The organism is Streptomyces sp. NPDC001270, assembly GCF_042896695.1.
Lineage (GTDB): Bacteria > Actinomycetota > Actinomycetes > Streptomycetales > Streptomycetaceae > Streptomyces.
Window position 1 is genome coordinate 40,990 of the sequence record NZ_JBIAXM010000022.1, and the last position, 16,666, is coordinate 57,655.

12 protein-coding genes are annotated in these 16,666 nt (G+C 66.3%); all 12 read left to right on the forward strand.

What is annotated here, in order from left to right; genetic code table 11:
* Positions 1-69 precede the first annotated feature (69 nt).
* Genes ACFY2B_RS31025 through ACFY2B_RS31080 form a run of 12 tightly spaced genes read left to right on the forward strand, consistent with a single transcriptional unit; the run spans position 70 to position 16,665 of the window.
* Positions 70-507 (forward strand): hypothetical protein, encoded by a 438-nt coding sequence (locus ACFY2B_RS31025; protein WP_390766380.1) that lies wholly within the window; start codon positions 70-72, stop codon positions 505-507.
* Entirely contained in the window at positions 504-881 is a 378-nt protein-coding gene (locus tag ACFY2B_RS31030; RefSeq protein WP_365558179.1) for a hypothetical protein, read from the forward strand. Before ACFY2B_RS31025 ends, ACFY2B_RS31030 begins: the two co-directional genes overlap by 4 nt.
* 11 nt (positions 882-892) lie before the next feature.
* On the forward strand, positions 893-2,881 hold the full coding sequence (locus ACFY2B_RS31035) for a class I SAM-dependent DNA methyltransferase (RefSeq protein WP_390766381.1): 1,989 nt from the start codon (positions 893-895) through the stop codon (positions 2,879-2,881).
* On the forward strand, positions 2,871-4,307 hold the full coding sequence (locus ACFY2B_RS31040) for a restriction endonuclease subunit S (RefSeq protein ID WP_390766461.1): 1,437 nt from the start codon (positions 2,871-2,873) through the stop codon (positions 4,305-4,307). Before ACFY2B_RS31035 ends, ACFY2B_RS31040 begins: the two co-directional genes overlap by 11 nt.
* Positions 4,304-4,762 (forward strand): hypothetical protein, encoded by a 459-nt coding sequence (locus ACFY2B_RS31045; RefSeq protein ID WP_390766382.1) that lies wholly within the window; start codon positions 4,304-4,306, stop codon positions 4,760-4,762. The genes ACFY2B_RS31040 and ACFY2B_RS31045 overlap by 4 nt, the downstream gene beginning before the upstream one ends.
* Positions 4,759-5,895 carry a serine/threonine-protein kinase gene (locus ACFY2B_RS31050; protein ID WP_390766383.1) on the forward strand — a complete coding sequence of 379 codons (1,137 nt, stop codon included), beginning with the start codon at positions 4,759-4,761 and terminating at the stop codon, positions 5,893-5,895. Before ACFY2B_RS31045 ends, ACFY2B_RS31050 begins: the two co-directional genes overlap by 4 nt.
* Positions 5,892-7,115, forward strand: a complete 1,224-nt coding sequence (locus ACFY2B_RS31055) for a hypothetical protein (RefSeq protein ID WP_390766384.1) — start codon at positions 5,892-5,894, stop codon at positions 7,113-7,115. The genes ACFY2B_RS31050 and ACFY2B_RS31055 overlap by 4 nt, the downstream gene beginning before the upstream one ends.
* On the forward strand, positions 7,112-9,376 hold the full coding sequence (locus ACFY2B_RS31060) for an EVE domain-containing protein (RefSeq protein ID WP_390766385.1): 2,265 nt from the start codon (positions 7,112-7,114) through the stop codon (positions 9,374-9,376). Before ACFY2B_RS31055 ends, ACFY2B_RS31060 begins: the two co-directional genes overlap by 4 nt.
* Entirely contained in the window at positions 9,373-10,548 is a 1,176-nt protein-coding gene (locus ACFY2B_RS31065; RefSeq protein ID WP_390766386.1) for a hypothetical protein, read from the forward strand. Before ACFY2B_RS31060 ends, ACFY2B_RS31065 begins: the two co-directional genes overlap by 4 nt.
* The gene (locus ACFY2B_RS31070) at positions 10,545-14,624 is read left to right on the forward strand and encodes a hypothetical protein (RefSeq protein ID WP_390766387.1); all 4,080 of its coding nucleotides are present in this window, start codon (positions 10,545-10,547) and stop codon (positions 14,622-14,624) included. Before ACFY2B_RS31065 ends, ACFY2B_RS31070 begins: the two co-directional genes overlap by 4 nt.
* Positions 14,621-15,529 (forward strand): hypothetical protein, encoded by a 909-nt coding sequence (locus ACFY2B_RS31075; RefSeq protein ID WP_390766388.1) that lies wholly within the window; start codon positions 14,621-14,623, stop codon positions 15,527-15,529. The genes ACFY2B_RS31070 and ACFY2B_RS31075 overlap by 4 nt, the downstream gene beginning before the upstream one ends.
* Positions 15,526-16,665 (forward strand): hypothetical protein, encoded by a 1,140-nt coding sequence (locus tag ACFY2B_RS31080; protein WP_390766389.1) that lies wholly within the window; start codon positions 15,526-15,528, stop codon positions 16,663-16,665. The genes ACFY2B_RS31075 and ACFY2B_RS31080 overlap by 4 nt, the downstream gene beginning before the upstream one ends.
* Position 16,666: the final 1 nt, after the last annotated feature.

The following is a 16,666-nucleotide window of genomic DNA, read 5'->3' on the forward strand; positions in this document are numbered from 1 at the left end:
GTGCGGCGTGATGTCCTCACGCGGGCACTCGGGACGGCGACCCGCTTTGCCGTCGTGCCGAGGAACAACATGTCGTCACACGATCGGGTTGTACGGCAAGCCGCGCAACTGGCCCCGCTGAACCGCATAGTCGAGATGGTCGTGCTCAGCGAGGACGACCCGACGTGGCTCCAGCACAAAATCGCATTCAAGAACCTCCGCAACGTCCACTACTACCTGGCGGCCGCGCGCTGGGCCCGGCTGTTCAAGGAGGATGCGATCCGCCTGACCAGTCTCGGGCGCCGCTACGTCAGCTCTCGCTTCGAGCCTCACGTGATCCTCGAGGGGGTTCGCGGGCGCGCGCTCGTCGAGGAGGTCATGCGCGTGACTGGCGGCGACGTGCCGACCCCGAACGTCGTCGCGAGCGTCCTGCGGCGTTGGAGCTTCCGCTACAGCCAGGGCACGGTCACTTCGCGGGACGAGGCGACCGACGCCCAGCTGCGCCTCCCGCTCAAGGAGGAAGCATGACCGGACCAATCACCTCGAAGATCCGCGACTTCCTGATCGGCCGCGGTCCCGCGACGCCCGAGCGCGTTGCGGAGGCCGTCCGCGAGCTCACGGAGGTGGGAGGTGCCGAGCGGGCCCTCTTGCTGATGAGACTCGATCCGACGCTCGAGCGGACAGGTAACGAGATGTGGGCGGCGCGGGGAACGGCGATCACCGACGACAGCCGCGTGCGAAAGGCCGTCGAGAAGTTCTTCGACGGCCGCCCCGGTGCTCCGCTGGCAAGCGCGGTGCGGGCGGTAGCGAACGAGACCAGCCTGCCAGAGCACCAGGTGCGCGGGCTCCTCACCGAGCAGTTCGTCGTGGCGGGCACCAACATTTTCAACCGGCGACGGTAGCGAGAGGACCCATGGCCAAGAGGAAGAACACCACAGACGCGCTCCGCGATGGGGCGCGGGAGAAGCTCTCGCAGCTCGGCTACCAGCAGATCAAGGACGACTTCGCGCTCTTCGATCCGCTCGGCGACGGATCCATGTCGGCGACCGCCGAGCTCGTCGCGCTCGACGACGGCGACCCCGTCATCCTCTTCGCTAGCGGCGAGCCCGGCGACGCCTCGCGGCCTCCCATGCAGGACGACGCGAAGTTCAAGGCCGGCCTCGGCGCCGCCGCCGGTAAGCCGTTTCGCTTCGTCTGGGTGTGGGACGGCGAGAACGACTTCATCTTCGACGTCGAGAAGGACGCGCAGGTCTCGGCGCTGCCAGCCCGGGACGAGTGGAAGACCGTCGCCCGGCCGATCTCCGAGTCCCGCACCCGGCTCGTGCAGGAGGTCTCGGCCGAGTACCACCGTGGCGACTTCCGGGCGATCCAACGCAAGTTCGATCAGCTGCACGAGGCTATCTACTCGCGCGGCGGCGTCAAGCCCACCAATGCCGCCATCGACGAGCTCGGCAAGCTGCTCTTCCTCAAGGTCCACCTCGAGAAGGCGCCCGGCTACGTACTCACGAGCGGCGCCGCGAAGGGCAAGCGCTTCGCCGACATCTACTCGGCCGGCCACGTGCGAGAGCACAAGAAGGACGCGGTCATCCAGCTCAAGGACGCCTTCCGCGAGATTAACAACCTCCCGCAGTACAAGGCGACCGACATCACTGGCGAGGTGCACACGATCTTCTCGTACGACGAGCCGCTGCGTCTCGAGAACCCTGAGGTTCTCGCCCTCGCCCTCGAGGCCCTCGAGATTCGCGATCGTGAGGGCAAGCCCATCCGACTCTCTGTGCCCGACCGCGAGCTCCTCGGCAACGGCGAGAAGGCCCGCGAGATGCGGGCGCACCTCATCCACGAGGACCTGCTCGGCTGGGCCTTCGACGTGTTCCTTCGCGGCAGGTACGCGAGCGACGAAGGGCTCGCAACCTACCTGACGCCCAGCCAGGTCGTGGAATGCATGGCCCGCATGGTCTTCCACGATATCCCCGACGCGGACCTCTGGGCCCGACGGGGTGACGACGGGCAGCGCGAGCGCTGGAACCCCCAAACCGACGAGGAAGCCGCGCTCCCCGCCTTCCTCGTCGGTGATATCTGTTGCGGTACCGGGCGTTTTCCCATCGGCGCGCTGCGCGAGGTGAAGCGGCGTGTGCTCGACGACCGGCACGTCGGTCATTCCGACGACGACAAGCTGCGCTGGCTCTCGCAGATGAAGCGGCACAGCTTCTTCGGCGCCGACCAGGCCGCGGGATCGATCCAGAAGGCTCGCATCAACATGCTGCTGTACGGCGAGGACCACAGCCAGCTGCTGAAGGTCGACGACTCGCTGGTCGACGCGCATCTCGATCGGCTCATCGGGAAGTTCGACGTCATCCTGACCAATCCACCGTTCGGCTCCGGCAAGTACGACGATCCTCGCGGGCTGGCGCGCATGCGCGACGAGGAGCGCGGCCTCGAGCTCGGTTGGTCATGGACTTCTGGGAACCGGGCGAAGCGGAGGGAGCTCGCCAAGGCCGACCCGGCCTCGCTGTTCATCGACCGCAACCTGCAGCTCCTGAAGCCCGGCGGGCGGCTCCTGATTGTCTTGCCCGACGGCATCCTCAGCAACTCGGGGGACGCCTACATCCGCGAGTACTTGATGGGGACGAAGGACGAGGAGACGGGTGAGTTTCTCGGCGGAAAGGCGATCGTGCGCGCCGTCGTGAGCCTGCCCACCGAGACCTTCTCCATTGCGGGCACGGGCGCCAAGACCAGCTTCCTTTACTTGCAGAAGAAGCGGCATCCGGCTGAGAAGCAGGGGCCGGTCTTCATGGCTGTCGCTGAGCATGTCGGCTACCTGAAGAAGGGCAAGACTGAAGTACCCGATCCGCAGGGAAACGACCTCGTCGCCGTTGCTGGAGCGTACGCTGATGGGCGCTAACCATGCATGGGTAGCGCCTGGTCAGCTCATCGGAGACTGGCTGAGTGCGCAGGCCCACCTGCCTCAGTACCTCGAGGCGCGTGCCCGCGTAGCGGGTGCTGCTCGCCGTGTAGCCTCGCTGAGTGAGCTCTGTTCGCGGATCACTCAGGGGCCGAACCCGCAGTACACGAGCAACGACTACCCCTGCGTAATCACGCGGAACGTTACCAGCGATCAGCTACAGATGAGCGGTTCGAACTGGGTGTCGGCCGAGGAATTCAGCCGCCTGCAGCGATTCAAGCTGCAACGTGGGGACATCCTTGTGACTCTCAAGGGGGCCGGTTCGACCGGCAAGGCGTGCGTGTTCGACACTGATGTCGAGGCAATCCACAGCCGAGAAGTAGGCGTGGTTCGGGTGTCCGACAGCATGTTGAATCCACGGTTCCTGTGCGCGTACTTTCAGGGGCGGTTCGGTAGGCTTCTGTTCGATCAGGGCACCACGGGAAGTACCGGACAGCTGACGCTCTCCACGACTTATCTCAAGAGCTTTCCCGTCCCGCTTCCCGACCGTCGCATCCAGGACTACATCGGCGCGAAGGTCGAGTTGGCGGAGCGCTGTCGAGCAGCTGCCGAAGATCACTGGCAGAAGGCCGTCGGGTTGTTTCAGAGCCTGTTCGCTTGGTCGGCGCCGCCCCAGTTCTCTCTGACCTCGGTCCCGGCCGTTGCAGAGCTCTCGGGACGCCTGGATCCCAAGTACTACCGCCGCGAGTACCTCGACGCAGTTCGCGAGATCATGGCGTGTGAGCATGGCTGGGAGCCCATCGGCGACCTCGTCGCAGAGGTCAGCAATGGGGTCGAGTATCGGCAGTTCTGTTCTGATGGAGTCCCCTACCTGACGGTGACCAACGTTGGGGACGGCGACCTCGATACAGACGGTGCCCCTCGGATTCCGGTGGACGCGCCCATCTCTGACCGCGGCCGGATTGCTGAAAGCGATGTCTTGGTGGTCAGGACGGGGTCCATCGGCCAGGCCGCAGTCGTTCAACGTGATGCGGCCAACGCGATCATCAGCTCGCACTTCATTCGGCTCCGATTGCACAAGGGCGATCTGGGGCAAGGCGCGTGGCTGGCATTCTTCCTCAATACCGAGCTGGGGAAGGCTCTTCAGTTTCGAATCGCCTATGGCGCGGTTCAGCCTCAGATCGGACAAGACGAGCTACTCCGACTGCCTGTGCCGCGGCTCAAGGCGGAGGTTCGTCGGGCGCTCGTTCGCGGGTTCCTCTCGCGGAGCGCGCTGCGGGCCCACGCTCGCCAACTCGTCAACGAGGCCAAGGCCGACGTCGAAGCGTTGATCGAGGGCACCCTCGACGTGCAAGCGATCCTCTCGGGGACAGTCAAGGCGCCGACCGCAGACGACATCCCGGAGCTGGTGGAGGATGGTGCATGAAGGTCCTTGGCATCGCTCCGAGCTCGACCGATTTCAAGTGGGCGCTCCTGGAAGGCACCCGGGTTCTACCCCGGATTCTGCCGCTTCCGTCTACGTCACAGAAGCTGCCCGCCGACGCATGCGAGGGGCACGCCCTGCTGAGCCTTCGTCGGCTTCTCTCGACTTTCCTGGCTGAGCAGGGAGTCGAGCGCATCTGCGTGCTGCAGGCCGGCTCCTCGCAGTTTCGAGGGCCGTCGGCTTCGCGCGTCAAAGCAGAGGGGATCGTCCAGCTGGTGGGCGCTGAGCTCGAGCTGACCGTTGACCTTGTCGCACCGCAAGCTCTCCGCGCGCAGGAGAAGCGCTTCGCGTCCATCGCGTCTGCTTCTCCCGAGAACGTTTTGAACGGCGGCGCGGACTTCAAGCCGAAGACTTGGCGAGACGCGGTGCTCGTCGCGTGGTGGGGGCTCAACGAATGAGCACGACCCTTCAGGACGTCCAGCAGCTCATTGCTGCGACCGGGAAGTACAGGCTCGAAGCGGAGAACACCGAGGGCGCGAACGCGTACGCCTTCCGTGCGCATCACGTACCGCTCGACCTGCCGGTGTTCCTCAAGGTCCTCTACCCCGATCCGAGCGGCGACCTCTTCGCGGAGCCGCGCCTGCTCGTGGAGGCGACGAGGACCGAGGGCAACGAGAGCAACCTCGTGCGCGTCCACGACGCGCAGCGCCTCGGCGACGACTTCGTCCTCGTCGCTATGGAGTACGTCGACGGCGGCAGCATCCTGTCGCGGTTGAGCTGCGGGCCGCTCCCGATGATGGAGGCCGTCTGCGCGGCGATCGGCATACTCCACGGGCTCGCGCAGCTTCACCAGGCACTCCTTGTTCACCGGGACATCAAGCCCGCGAACGTGCTGATCTCGCAGCGTCACGGGCGCATCTGGCCGAAGATCACCGACTTCGGCTCGGTCGCACGACTCGCTCATGCGAGTGCGAGTGTGACCGCCTCGCGCCACAGCGCGCTCTACGTGCCGGCTGAGGGATGGGCGACGCCGAACCGCTACGACGTGCGGTCGGACCTCCACCAGGTGGGCCTGGTGCTCTTCGAGATGGTGCACGGCGCTCTGCCGTACAACGACGACGCCTACCTGGACCGCGAGGCGAGGAAGGAGCTTCGCGAGTTGGCAGAGGCATCGGGCGGTGGCGTCGACGGTTTCGACAGGCAGAAGGTCGTCGACCGTGCGCTGGCCCGGGCCGGGTCCGGCAAAGGCGTGATCTCCTTCGGGCGGATGCAGCCGTACGTGCCCAAGAGCCTGGCGCCCATCATCAACAAGGCGGTCGTGCCCGACCCCGCCGCCCGATACCAGACGCCGTCCGAGATGATCGGCGATCTTGAGGCGCTCCGGCTGCCCGACTGGAGGCTGGCTCCCTGCGGTGAGCAGTACGCCGCCAACGGATGGTCGGGCTGGGACTGGAGCATCGGGAAGGATCCGAAGAAGCCGGAGCAGTGGGTCGTCCTGCGTTCCCGTCAAGCGGCGACGAACTTCCGCCGGTGGGCCGCGGCCGACAGTGCGCGAGCGGCCTGTCAACTCGTCCTGGAGGCTGCGGCATGAGTCTCCCCGCCCGCCCGAGCGACGCGGTCCCGCTCTTCGAGCATCTGGCCCACTGGGGCGAGGTGTCGGCCTACGAGGCCGAGCACCTCGGCGCTGGGCCGTGGGTCTCGGTGTTCGAGAACGCAGGCGCCCTCAAGGCGGTTGACGACGAGCACGATCGTCCGGTGGCCTGGCACCTGACGCCACCCTTCGTGCACCTTCTCGAGTGCGACGCGCAACAGGTCGGGCGTCGTCTGTGCTTCGCGGTCTCCGAGTACCGCGCCTACCTGCTCAGCATCCTCGTCGAGGGGCTGGTCGATGCTGGCCGCGCGGGCATGACCGTGGAGCTCGAGGAGTGGACGAAAGGCGAGCTCGCGCCGCTGCTGGCCGAGCTCAACGCCGTCCTCGCGCAGCTGGAGGGCGGCAAGCGTCTGGTCGATCTCGCGTTGGCGGAGCTCGAGTCCCGCATGGCCGACCTCCCCGAGCGCTCGCGGCCGTTCGCCGCCTGGGACAGCTACGCACTCGGACACTCCGCACGTCCGAAGGGGCTCTTCGAGTTCGCGCTGCGGCGCTTCGGTCCCGCCTGCGTGGCGCTGCCCGTCGCTGTCGAGAGCGCTGCGGTGCTGCGCCCGCTGCCGCTCAATCGAGAGGACGGGTTCGGCCTTGGCAGCGCCTTTATTCCCCAGCCGTGGAACATGCAGCGCTTCGGCGTGCTGAGTGGCGCCCCGATCGTCGATGCGCGTGGCCAGCGCACGTTCGACGAGGACGCGCTCAACGAAGTGCTCCTCGAACATCTCCGTGATGCCGTAGTGGAGCACCCGTTCTACGCCGCGGTGATTCACCTGGGCATCTGCGCCTGGCGCTCGCCAGCGTCGACGATGCCCACCGTGGAACTCTACGTGCCCGCGTCCGGCGGCCTGCACGACGTCTCGGTGCTTGTGGGCTCCCGCGGGGTCGGCCGCGTGGCCGAGCTGCTCGGCGACCTCGTTCGCGCGCAGGGCTACGCACCCTTCGGCCTCGTCGACGGCCGAGTCTCCGACGAGCTCATGGGCAACCTGCTCCGGAACCTCCTCGAGCTTCGAATCCTGCGTCACCAGGACGAGCTCCTCGTGCTCGACGACGACTACCAGTCGTCACTGATGGCGGCGCGCCTGCGCACCGTGTTCCGGCCCGGCAAGGAGCTGCAGAAGCGCATGGTCGAGGAGCTCGCGCTGCGGGCGTCGGAGGGAGGTGCCGCATGAGGCCTCGCAAGGTCGACCTGGCATTCGACTGGATGCGCAGCCAGCCGCGGCGGGCCTTCCACTACCGGGACGAGGTATGGGCGGCACTGGCGGAGCTCCATTCGGACGAGTTCGCCGTGAGCGACGATCGCAAGACGCCGTGGTTTTCCCTTCATCGAGACATGACGGAGGACGCCCGTTTCCTTCGAGGTGACAAGGGGATGTTCGAGCTCGTCGAAGGCGCCATCGCTGAGGTCACCTCGGCCGAGGCCGCTGCCGTGCCCGACGCGAAGGAACCAAGGGTCTGGATCTTCCAGGCCAATCCCAAGTTCTACCGGATCCTCGAGGCCCTCCAGCACCTCGACCGGATGCAGTTCCTGACCAACCGATACAAGGACCGCATCCACATCGGCGACATCGTCCTGCTCTGGATGTCGGGCAATTACGCGGGCATCTACGCCCAGGCTCATGTCGTGGAGGGCATCGCGGATCGGAAGTCCGATGGCGACGATGCAGCATTCTGGGCGGACCCGAGCAACGGAGCCACGACCAAGCCCCGCGTCGTGCTCGCGATCGAGAAGCGGTTCCTCGGCAACCCACTCCTCAAGACCACCATCGCGGCCAGGAAAGGGCTGGCCAACCTGATGATCCTCCGGCAGCCGAACGGTACCAACTTCCCCGTCGACGCTGACGCGTGGGAGCTGTTGCGACCGCTCCTGCCCATAGAGGAGACCCACGAGCCGGCGCGTGAGGTCCTCACATGGGCGATGAAGCGGGCCAGGGCCGGCAAGATCTACGACGAGAGCTGCAACGAGCTGCTCGAGCGCTTCGTCGCCGAGACGTTCGCCGATGGAGACGAGTACTCCCGGGACGAGATCACAAGCTGGTTCGCAGCGAACTACCCGCTCTTCAAACCGATCACCGTTCAATGCCACATCGAGAAGTACACGACTAACTTCCGCAGTCGCGTCCACTACAACGCGACGCCAGAGCACGACCTCCTCTTCCGCGTCGACGACGACTGGGCTCGCCTTCGCCTCTACCGACCGGGCGACGATCCCCCGCCGATCCACGACAAGCCTGACGCGCCGAAGCGCTCGAAGGCCAAGACGTCGACGAAGGCGAAGCAGGTCTCACCCCTCGACCGCAATCGCCGGCTGCTCGCGCATCTCGCCACCCTCGGCGAGCTCACGCTGGGTGATCTTGAAGACCTTGGGCTGCATGAGGCGCAATTGAGCGACTGGCTCGACTCGCTGCTGGCGCGTCGTCCCGAGGCACACGTGGTCTCCCCGCTCTTCCTTCACCTCATCGACGGAGACGCGGGCCCGTCCGCGTTCACCACCCGGCTTGCGGCGCACTTCATGGGCGAGCACCTCCGGCGACACGCCCCGGAGCCGATTCCGGAGCTCGAGGAGCACGTCTGGGCACGGTTCGGACGTTGGCACCTGACGCAGCCCCACGGCGGCGATCAGAAGACGCACGCCTACCTGAGCGTGCCCATCCGCGAGCCGCGCGACGTGGCGGCCTCAGAGCGACTCGACCTGTTCGCTCAGCTTCCGCCGAAGGTGATCGGGGACCTGATTCGAGAGCCCGAGTTTCTCTCGGAGCAGCAGTCCTGGAGCGCCGACGCGGCGTCGAAGTTGGAGGGGCCGCTCAGCACGCAGCTCCGTCGAAGCTGGAAGCGCCCGTTGCTTCTCAGCACCGTGGAACTGCTCGTGGCCGACGACGGCCAGGTGCTGATCGGCGAGATGGAGCGCACCGACGTGATGGCCCGGAACTACGTCGTCGCCGGCCTACCGCTCTGTCGCCACGGCGAGTGGGAGCCTGCCGCCACGCTCGGTCGCGAGGCCGCCGCAGAGCGACTCTTCCAACACCCCGTCGCGGCGGCGCTCCTTCAGTTCGAGGTTCACCGCCTGTTCGCCGGCCTGGCGGGCGATGTGGCGGCGCTGATCCACGTCGGTGGGGGTGTGGCGCATCTCGAGCTCGACGGCACCGGGCGGGGCCCTCTGTGGCGCCACGTCCGCTCGATGCTCGAGCAGGTCGGCTACTGGCCGGTGGGGGCCAGCACCGAGGATTCGCTCTGGGCGGGCGCCGTCCACGTGATGCTGAAGAACCTGGAGCTGCTCGATGTATTCGAGCGCGACGGCGACGTGCTGCGTCTGACCGACGACTACCAATCCAAGATCAAGGCTCATCCGGGACACCTGCAGAACCGGGGCGAAAAGCCCTACCGCGTTCGCCTGTCGCAGTTCCTGGCGACTTTCCACGGAGGACAGGCATGAACACGCCGTTGGTGCATATCGCGCTCCCCAAATTGTTTCTATGGAGCGAGGCGGCTCGCATCCAGGAGTACCCGGAGGCGGCGGCCCGTGCCGAGCCAGGCCGCGTCTATTCACGGGCCGATCTCGAGCGCGTGGTCTTCGACATCGCTCCCACGATGCAGTTCAGGGGCGGGGCGCCGCGCGGCAAGGGGACCGACGGCGTCATCAACACGTACGGGATGGAGCGCAGCGGCGCCCGCTACCGCATCAACGGGATCAGCCTCTTCGAGCGGGTCGACAAGGGCCTCCGGGCCACCGCGGAAGGCGTCGCGCTGGGGAAGGCATTTCGCGAGGCGGACGCTGGCGTCGACTGGGCTCGCGCCCTCGCGAAGCAGCTGCTTCGACGTGAGCCTCGCACGCGCTTGGTGATCGGGCTTTGCCTTGCGGGCTGGCAGCTGGGAGTCGAGGCGCCGGGCGGTATCCCCACGGGCGCGTTGTCGCTCACGTCGCCCGAGGGCAATGTCCTCGAGATCGCACAGCGCAACTGCGACGGCTTCAACGCGCTGCTGCGCGACAACGCCGAGCTCGCCCTCGGGCCGCGTTGGCGCGCTGACCTTTCGGCTCTGGGCGAAACCGCGGCGGTCGTGTGGGAGGGCGTCCAGGGTGGAACACCCTCGACGAACGACCTCCCGACCGCGCTCAAGAAGGCCCTGGCCGTGTTCTTCCACATCCGAGCCTTCGATGGTGGTCCCTCGACCTGGGGCCTGGACGCCGGTGGACTCGCTGGTGCGCTGGCGGTGGAGAACCTCGTCGAGCTCGGATTCGAAGACGCAGCGCCTGCGCGGCTGACCGACGACGAGGCGTTCGCCCGGGCGCTTCGCGATTGCGTGGACGCCGAGGGCTTTCTCATTGTGAGTCAGCTCGGCGAGCGCTTCGGCGAGCTCCTTCAGGTGCCGGACGAGGATCGAGCCGTCGTCCTCGACAGCTACATCCGGACGGCGATGTACCACGAGCAGCTGCGATTGCTCGACCGCCACCCAGGACAACCCCGCATGGGACGAGGGCTGTTCGGCGAGCCCGGCGCACGTCGCGTCCGCATCGACTTCACGCCCCTCTACAAGACCATGAACGTCGAGACTGCGGAGCAGACCCCCACGGGTTCCTCCAGGGAGATGCAGGGAGAAGACCGATGACCATCACCAAACCGTGGGCCGCCAAGGGGGTCGCACTCTATCCGCCTTCCTTCTCCATGGTGGGCCAGAACCAGGTGTTCAATGCACTCCACCAATTCCGCCGATCCTTCTGGGACGGTGCCGCGAACGACATCGCCGGCTTCTTCATCGCGTTCGGCGACTGGGGTCTGGGTAAGACACGGCTTGGCTACGAGCTCATCGCAGAAGCGACGGGCCGCGTAGACCGGTGGCTACTCAACAAGAACGAGTACGTCATCCCGCCCTTCCATCAGCCAGACAAGAGGCCGCGTGTGCTCGAGCCGGCGCTGCAGGATGGCATCCTGCCGCTCTACATCCGCTACAGCACCGTGTGCGACGACGCGCTCGACGCTGCGACGTGGGTGGCTCGCCTGGCGGTCGAAGCCCTGCGGCACACGTTGCGCGCCGACCCTGCCGCTGGCGGGCCGCGGGACCTCTACGAGGACCTCAACGCGGCGATGCAGGCCAAGGGCGTGAACCTGAAGGCGCTCTCGCTCGTCGACGACGACACGCGATCGTTCGAGGACCGGCTTCGCGATGCGAAGAAGGTCTTGGGTGATGCTGGCCTGAACCACCTCTGGATCATCGTCGACGAGGTCGAGACGCCCGGTGACCTGAAACGGGGCCTCCGCGAGGACACGCAGACCAAGGTCGACGACGAGTACCTCCTGATGGTCTCGGAGGTCATCAAGCACGAGAACTGGCGAAACCAGCATCCGGACGTGAACTTCCTGCTGCTGTGCAGCGTGGGCATGCGCGACCAGATCCATATCGGTCCAAACCTGCGCCGAGCGAGCTCGGTCACGATCGAGCCGAACCAACTGACCGACGTGCAGAGCTACGTCGACCACATCAAGGGCGGCCTGGTCGACCCGCACGCCGTCGAATACCCGGTGGGGACGCTCGAGGGCGCGTTCCTCTCGGCCAACCGGAACTTCGGCTGGCTGAACGTGGTCATGTCGTCCATCCACGAGACGTACGCCCGGCACATGGAGCGCGGCTACCGCTCGAGCGCCTGGGAGCTCCTGAAGGACTTCGCCAAGACCGATGCCCGGGCCAAGCATATCTTCAACGACGACGCCGTCCTGCCCCTGCTCGGCAAGGTAACCGGGGTCCCCAAGCAGGAGCTGGAGCGGCTCGTGTACGGCCAGCTGCCGGCTCCGGTCGGCGGGGCGGCGAAGGCGGCGTTGACCGAGGAGATGGCCGATGCGCTGCTCGCCCACGAGGTCGCGGGCCGCGGACATGCCTTCGCGGAGCTCTTTCAGGTTCACATCGACGAGCGCGCGCTCGCGAACGAGCTGACCCGTCCTGAGTTCGGTTTCAAGGCAAAGGAAGGGATGACGGACACGTACTTCACCCCGACCTGCGAGGTGTCCGTCGTCGGACTGCTCGAGGCATTGCGCGCGTTCTCCGTTGCGGTCGGGGGAGCCCCGGGCGCGGCTGGTGACTTCGTCGTATACGCCGACCTGGAGCAATGGGGCGAGCAGCTGGCGGCGCTCTACCCGCGAGAGGGCATCGAGTTCGCGGCCGAGTCGCTCCACCGCATCTTCTCGAAACCGGAGTACCGGGTCGACGGGACCCGGTTCATCGGGATGTCGTTCCGGCTCTGGCGCGAGTTCAACAAGCTCCTGGTCTCGGCGGCTGAGAGTGTTCGCTTCTTCAGGGACGGCAAGTACGAGGCTTCGCTCGACGAGTACGTCCGCGGCGTCAGTCAGACGAAGGCGAAGCGCGGGACGGCGATCTGCCTTGGCCTCGCGAAGCTCCTCGACGACCACCTCAAGGATGAGGCTACCAAGCACATCTCGGGGCTCAAGGACGTTCCGCACAAGGCGCTCACCTCCGCGTTCGGCTCGCCGTCGCTCGACGGGCTTCGGGTCACGCCGGATGGTCGGTGCACGGTCGTGTACTGCCTGGACGCGCAGCAGACCCTCGACAAGCTACGCGCCTACATCGGCCTCGAGCGGGTCCACCCGATCCTCGTCCTGTTCCCGGCAGGCGCGGACGTGGCCTCGTTCGAGCAGCAGCTCGATGCGTCGCCGGCCCTTCGCCGCTGCGTACTGACGCGGCGCCTCGTGTCGCAGGAGGAGGAGTTCCTTCTCAAGTACTCGGGCCGGGGATCCGCCTACAGCGCCCACGAGGCACGCCTGAGCAAAGTCGCGAAGGGGCTCGAGGGTTCCTACCGCGACGAGTGGCAAGCGAAGAGCCGGGAGTGGGCGAACGGCCTCCGCAAGACCGGCTATCTCCTCGCGCCCATCTGGAGCCGCAAGACCGGCAACAACACGTCCGATTTCGCGAAGGGCTACCGCTACATGTTGGCGAACGACTGCTCGCTCGATGCAGCCGTCGACACGTCCGGCGGACCTCTGAACAACGTGGAGTTTGAAAACTGCCGACAGGCGGCGAAGAAGAACATCGATGCACCTGCCGCGTGGAAGTACGGCGACCTCCTGGGCGTGCTGACGACCGACGGCAGCCTGCTTCCGAAGGTGCCCCGGTGCTTCTTCGCGCTCCTCCAAGAGCTCAAGACGCAGTCGGCGGTGAGCAAGCTCGCCAACAGCTTCTTTTTCACGGTGCCCGACAACGAGATGAAGGCACCGCAACAGCTCGAGCAGATCCTCGAGGTGCTCATCGGCATCGGGCTCGTCCGCAAGAAGAACGACCTCTACAAGGCCGTCGACCGGACGATGCTCGAGAGTCGCCGCCAGTCGGCGTCGACCTGGCTCGAGGGGGAGTGCAAGGACTCGGTCAAGACGCTCACAGACCTGTTCCCCACGCAGGCCAGCATTCTGCTGAGCAACAACTACCCCACGGCCAAGCAGCAACTGGTGACGGCAGAAGAGCGGATCCAGCAGGTGAGCTCGGACCACCTGACCGCCGACATCGACAGCCTGGCCGAGAGATCGCTCAAGACGGTCGTCGCTCAGGTCCTCGACATCGAGGAGCGCATCCTCGGTGTGTGCCCGCTTGAGATAGGCGAGACGGCGCTCCACTTCGACTGCTCGCCGGCGCGAATCCTGTCCTACGAGACCCGGTATTCGACGCTCTCGCTGTGGGAGCGCGTCGCCTTCCTGGCGTGGCTGAAGAAGGCGTTCCTGGAAGCTCGGGACGAGATGATTGAGGAGATCGACCATCTGCTAGGCGAGGCGGCCACGCTCGATGAGGCCGAGGGCCACCCCTTCCCCATCGCCCCGGTCACGCTGCCGCTCAAGGCCATCAAGTCCGAGCTCGAGAACGCGGTGAAAGGGACCGCCGCGGCAGGCACGCAGACGCGGATGGCGACGATCCCGGTCGCGTCGTACACGCTGATGATTGACCAGTACCTGGTCAGCTCGCAGTACGAGCCCGCGTATAAGCGCATGGACGCGCTGAAGGACCTGATCAGCAAGGAGCGGCCCGGTAGCTTCTTCGCGCAGTTCAAGAAGCTCCATGAGCAGTGGGCGAAGGCGGTCAAGGACTACAAGGCCGCCGCCTCCGCGTGGCAGTCGCTGGGCGACTTCACGACCGACGCTCCGCAACCGGTGCAGGCCTCGCTCAACCCGCTCAAGCTCGAGGTCCAGAAGTTCCGCGGCCTCGTGGAGGGAGGCCTGAAGCAGCAGGTGCAATCGCTGATCGATCAAGTGGCGGAGACCGAGCTCTTGAAGAGCTTGGAGATCGAGGTCGTCGCGACCGCGCAAGCGGTCCAGGGGCTCCCGCAGCGGGTCACAGAGAAGCTCGAAGAGCTCAAGACGGAACTCCGGCAGGTGATCCGGCAGAAGGAGCTGCGCGCGCTCAACCGGGTTTTGAAGTCGAACGGGAAGCCGACCAAGGCGGAGCCGACGCCGGCTGCGACCTTCGGGACCACGAAGGCGCGCTACGAGGCGTTCAACAGCGAGGTCTCCCAGGAGGGCGCAGGCTTCTTTGAGGGCGCTGGCAAGGACGTCCACTTCGGTCTGTGGATCGATATCTCCGGCGACCTGGAGGCCGGCTCCTACGACGAAGACCAGCACCCGGACCACGCCGACGCGATTCGCGAGCTCAAGGAGATGAAGCTCATCCGCTCGAAGCTGGAGCTCCGATGAAAGCGCGCATCGTCGAAGCACAGGCTGACCTGTTCGAGGTCGGCGTCCTCTCGCAGACGGCAGAGGTCGAGAGCGTTCCCATGGATCGGCTCCTGGCTGATCCGTCGGGGCCTCCGCTCGTCGTCGTCGGTGGGTTGCTGGATGCCGAGCGCCTCGTCGACATGCGCAAGCTATCGTCCGCGCTCGCGCGGTCGCGGGTCGCCGTCATCGTCGTGCCGCCGTTCACGGATCTGGACCTCGGCCGCTACTTCGAGACGCCGGTCCAGCTGGGAGCCCGACGCCGCGCTGCGGATTTGGTTGCTCGCATCACCGACGGTGCGCTCGGGGAGGTCCTCGGCGGAGGGGTGAAGGTCCGGTCGGACCACTTCTTCGACACAGCGCTCGGCGCAGGCGTGCTCGCCGTGGATGCCCAGAACAAGCCCGTGCTCCTCCGGTACCAGGCGACCAACACCGCGGGTCCGGTGTTCTTCTCCGCGCTCCAGCTGCTTACCTACACGGCGCTGACCGACGAGGCGCATCGCCAGAGCCTGCTTGGGCACCTCTTGTCGTGGACTCCGTCGGTCTCTGCGGAGGCCAGGGAGATCGCACGGCAGCCGTCCAACCCGCCGAAGGCCGAGACAGTCGGCGAAGGGGTGCTCGTCCCCGTTGCGCTGCTCCTTGCGGCCGGCGGCCCACAGACAGCGGAGCTCCTGCGATCTCGAGCCGGGACGCTCCTTGGCGTGGACCTGAGCGCCAATGACGTCGGTCGAGCCCTCGAGGAGCTCACGCGTCAGGGGCTCGCGGCCTCCGGCGCGTCGGCACCGAGCGATCGCGAGGCTCTCGTCCGGTTTCTCGAGCAGCGCGGGATGCACCCGTACCTGCGTGAGCTTGGGGCCCTGCTCGCCTCAGAGGAGACGACGACATGAAAAGCATCGAGCTGGCTCGCGCACTCGCCGCGACAATGAGCCTGCGGCTTCCCGGCACCGCCGGGAAGATCGCCAACAAGATGCGGTACATCGACTCGAAGGCCCCGCTCTTCGTGCGTGGCGGCATCATCCGCAGCGTCGAGTCGCGCCGGTTCGATCGCGTCTACGCAGTCGGAGTTTCCTCCAAGAGCCGGAGCATGCCCGCCCTGGGCGGCATTCTTTATGGAGCCGCGGCGCTCCGCCACGACATCGTCGTGTCTGGCAACCAGGTGACGGAGGGCTTCCAGGACAGCCGCGTCGACATCAATGACATGAACTTCCTGGACGCGTCCGAGCGACTTGCATGGAAGGAGTACATCCTCGTCTACCAGCTCCTGACGGACCTGCTGGATTCGGATACGAAACCGGATGTCATCTTCGTCGACATCCCGCTCCTTGTCCCGCGTGCCGAGCAGAGTCTCAGCCTCGCCGAGCCCGACGTCGAGGAGGAGTGGCGCGAGCTGATCGAGGTGATGGAGGCGTTCTGGCAGCGGTTCCTGCCGTCCATCTACCCGAACGACCCGAACGGTCCGTTCCTCGTCTCGCTTCAGTCGCGCCGCGACCTCAACGCCGCCGTCTTGAACGCGCTCCGTGAGAAGGGACCGGCGGGTTCCCCCGAGGCGATCGGCAGCGAAGCGCTGGACCTCGTGCAAGGCGAGTGGGTGCAGCTGCGGCGGGTCGGTGTTCTCCGCTTCCTCCGTGGTGCCCTGCGCGCAGGGCATCGGACGGCCGCCTACTACTACGAAGCGCTGGGACGCCAGATGAAGCGCTTCGAGCCTCGGACGGTCGCGAACCACGGGCTCATCGGCTTCCACATCCAGGTCGGCCTCAGAACGCCGATCTGGAAGATCGAGACCGTCGGTGCTCCGGGGCAGTGGGACTCCGAGGCCCTCGACAGGCTGGCCAGCATCACCGCCTTCCTGACGCTGAACGATAACCCGCGGATGAAGCCGCTGCCGCTCTGGTACGCCGAACAGCTCGTGATGATGCCGCGCGAGGTCCTGTCCAACTACCTTCGTTCGACCCTGGGCATGCTCAAGGACCGTGCCGTTGATCGAGCCTGGCTCGAGGGCGTCGACACCATGGATGAGGAGTGAG

What these genes read in the sequence shown, in the direction of transcription:
- ACFY2B_RS31025 (WP_390766380.1), top strand. Translation starts at nt 70, where the DNA reads ATGTCGTCACACGATCGGGTTGTACGGCAAGCCGCGCAACTGGCCCCG.
- ACFY2B_RS31030 (WP_365558179.1), top strand. Translation starts at nt 504, where the DNA reads ATGACCGGACCAATCACCTCGAAGATCCGCGACTTCCTGATCGGCCGC.
- ACFY2B_RS31035 (WP_390766381.1), top strand. Translation starts at nt 893, where the DNA reads ATGGCCAAGAGGAAGAACACCACAGACGCGCTCCGCGATGGGGCGCGG.
- ACFY2B_RS31040 (WP_390766461.1), top strand. Translation starts at nt 2,871, where the DNA reads ATGGGCGCTAACCATGCATGGGTAGCGCCTGGTCAGCTCATCGGAGAC.
- ACFY2B_RS31045 (WP_390766382.1), top strand. Translation starts at nt 4,304, where the DNA reads ATGAAGGTCCTTGGCATCGCTCCGAGCTCGACCGATTTCAAGTGGGCG.
- ACFY2B_RS31050 (WP_390766383.1), top strand. Translation starts at nt 4,759, where the DNA reads ATGAGCACGACCCTTCAGGACGTCCAGCAGCTCATTGCTGCGACCGGG.
- ACFY2B_RS31055 (WP_390766384.1), top strand. Translation starts at nt 5,892, where the DNA reads ATGAGTCTCCCCGCCCGCCCGAGCGACGCGGTCCCGCTCTTCGAGCAT.
- ACFY2B_RS31060 (WP_390766385.1), top strand. Translation starts at nt 7,112, where the DNA reads ATGAGGCCTCGCAAGGTCGACCTGGCATTCGACTGGATGCGCAGCCAG.
- ACFY2B_RS31065 (WP_390766386.1), top strand. Translation starts at nt 9,373, where the DNA reads ATGAACACGCCGTTGGTGCATATCGCGCTCCCCAAATTGTTTCTATGG.
- ACFY2B_RS31070 (WP_390766387.1), top strand. Translation starts at nt 10,545, where the DNA reads ATGACCATCACCAAACCGTGGGCCGCCAAGGGGGTCGCACTCTATCCG.
- ACFY2B_RS31075 (WP_390766388.1), top strand. Translation starts at nt 14,621, where the DNA reads ATGAAAGCGCGCATCGTCGAAGCACAGGCTGACCTGTTCGAGGTCGGC.
- ACFY2B_RS31080 (WP_390766389.1), top strand. Translation starts at nt 15,526, where the DNA reads ATGAAAAGCATCGAGCTGGCTCGCGCACTCGCCGCGACAATGAGCCTG.